We start from the raw sequence: 2520 nt of genomic DNA, 5'->3' as shown, positions 1-2520 counted from the left end.
CGCCGGAACCCGGGTACGGGCGAGCCTGCCCGACCGACCGAGGGGAGCCCCCGCCCACCGGGCGGAGCCGTGGCGGACGCCGCCCGGCGAGGCCGCCGCCGGTGGGGCGGAAACCGCCCCTGGCCTGCGAAAACGTGTGATCCAGATCACCCCCCGAGACCCCTGTTTCAGGTGGACCCAGACCCCTAAATAAGGCAGAATTAGTGATGTCGGAAGGGGATGGCAGCCCCGGACGACGAACCCCGAACCTTCAACACCAGGGAGCGACCGTGACAACCGATCAGGTCGAGAACACGCCGGTGGACAACCGGTACCGGTCCGTAACGCTCGCCTTCGCCGGAGACGGCGAGTGCTCCGCGTGCGGGCACGAGGAAACCCCGCTGTACTCAGGCGGCGAACTCGCCCGCGTGTGCCCCGCGTGCGTGGCCGCGACCTTCCCGCCGCCGCCGTGGGAGGGTGACTGCCCGCCCGAGAAGGCGGATGTCGTGATCACCCACACCCGCGCCGACGGCACCCTTCTGGAGGGCTCGCGCAAGGGAGACGGGATCTTTGAGGCGATCCGCCCGCACGGGTGGCGGTTCTTCCGTTCGCTCGGATGCCTGGGTCTCAACCACTCCCGGGACAGGTCGGCGGACCGGTACAAGATCGACCCGGCGGCGAAGGCGATTCGCGAACTGGGCTTCACCGTCTGCGTCGTCGTCAACGAGGACGAGCGCCGCGCATTCGCGGACGCCGAAGCCGACCGCGAGGAGCGGGCCGAGAGCCGGACCGAACGGTTCGAGGACCGGGCCAGCCGTGCAACCGCATCGTCTGACGCGTCTTACCAGCGGTCGAAGCAGATCAGCGAGCGCTTTTACATGGGTCAGCCGATCTTGGTCGGGCACCACAGCGAGGGACGCGCCCGGCGGGACCATGCTCGGATGGACAACGCCATGCGCAAGTCCATCCAGGAGGGCGAGCGCGCCAAGCACTGGGCCCAGCGGGCGGAGGCGTCCGGCGCGTACGCGGAGCACCGCACGAACCCGGCCCGGACCCTGCGCCGGATCGACACCAAGGAAGCGGACTTGCGCGGGGTCATCCGCTGGCAGCGCGGGGAGTCCAACAACGGCTATTCCGTGCGGCTCTCGCCGGCCGTCGTGGTCGAGCTCGCGCGGCGGCGCGACGAGCTCACCGAGGAAGTCGGTTACTGGCGGTCGATCGTGGCCAAGGCGGAGGCCGAGGGGTTCAAGGTGTGGACGGCCGAAGACTTCACCAAGGGCGACTTCGTGCGCTCCCGCGGATCGTGGTACGAGGTGCTGCGGGTCAACAAGAAGACGCTCACGGTGGCGTGGAACCTCCGTCTTGCTCCGAAGGCGGTCATGACTGCCGCAGATGCGACGTTCGAGGACGGGCACGTCGGCAGGCAGCCGGTGGACTACTCCGACGTTAAGACGCGCATGAGCGCCGGGGACATGGCGCGCTATCTGGAGCGTGACCGGACGCCGAGCATCGCCGACGCCAAGGCGCTTATGGACGGCGTGACCGCCAGCAGCACCGGGGACCAGGACGAGGCCCCGGCGGAGGTAGAGGGGTCCGCCGACATCCCCGAGCGCCTGCGGGACCTGCTGGCCGAGGGCGAGCAGATGCTGAAGCTGCCCGAGCGTGAGTGGAGTTTCACCAGCACGTGCGGGCGGGTGTACCGGGTGCGGATGGTCACCGGCCGGGACGTCACGGACCTGCGTTTCGAGGTCCGCACCGTCAACGCGAACGGCACGGCTGTCGGTGTGGGCAAGGACTGGACCGGCACGCTGGAGGTGATCCGGGCGCACGCCGCAGCGGCCGGTGAGCACGAGGGCAAGCAGTGCCCGCGCTGCGGCCGGACGTGGGGTAAAGGGTTCGGGAGCCCGGAGGCCCCGGCCACCTGCACCCCGGGCCACTGGTCATACTGCGACCGCGCCGCCGTACCGGTGGAGCAGGACGCCCCCGAGGACGCCCCGGCCAAGCGGAAGGCGAAGAAGCGCACGAGCGGGCCGAAGATGGTCATCGTCACCGCCGCCTACGGGTCGAGGCAGGCCCGCATGGTCTACGCGAACGGCCGGGGCACCGTGCGCGAGGACATCCCGGCCGTCTTCATCGACGCGCCCGAGGGCGTGAAGTTCAACGAGGGCCCCGCCTCCGCCGCCATCTGGCAGGGAGTGGACGAGGTCTTGAAGAAGGCCGGGTTCGTGCGACTCGGCGGCCGGACCGGAATCCGCTACGGGGAAGTCCGCGCCAAGATCACCGAACGGGAGGACACGGAGCCGGTCGCGGCCGCACCCGCGCCGCAGAGCCCGGCGAGCTGAACACCCCGCACCGCCCCGTCCCCGCCGAGCCGGCCGGGGGCGGGGTGGCGCCGCCGCGGCGGTAGCGGACGCCCCTGGCGGGGCGGCGGTGTTGGTGGCCCGGCGCGTGCTCGCCGGCCCCGGCCTCCTTCGTCGGCCGGTGCCGTCGGCACCGGGCCGTGGACGCGCCTGGCGGCGCGGCACCTCTTGTTCGTCCCCT

Annotated in this window: 1 protein-coding gene; it reads left to right on the top strand. The window is 71.3% G+C overall.

The window, feature by feature from the left end:
• Nucleotides 1-269: 269 nt before the first annotated feature.
• Nucleotides 270-2321: a DUF3560 domain-containing protein gene (locus ABZ532_RS31500; protein ID WP_361291409.1), complete on the top strand. Its 2052-nt coding sequence runs from the start codon at nucleotides 270-272 to the stop codon at nucleotides 2319-2321.
• Nucleotides 2322-2520: the final 199 nt, after the last annotated feature.

The organism is Streptomyces sp. NPDC019396 (assembly GCF_040632375.1).
GTDB lineage: Bacteria > Actinomycetota > Actinomycetes > Streptomycetales > Streptomycetaceae > Streptomyces.
Note: the sequence above shows the minus strand (reverse complement) of the source record. Positions and strands in the feature narration are given on the sequence as shown.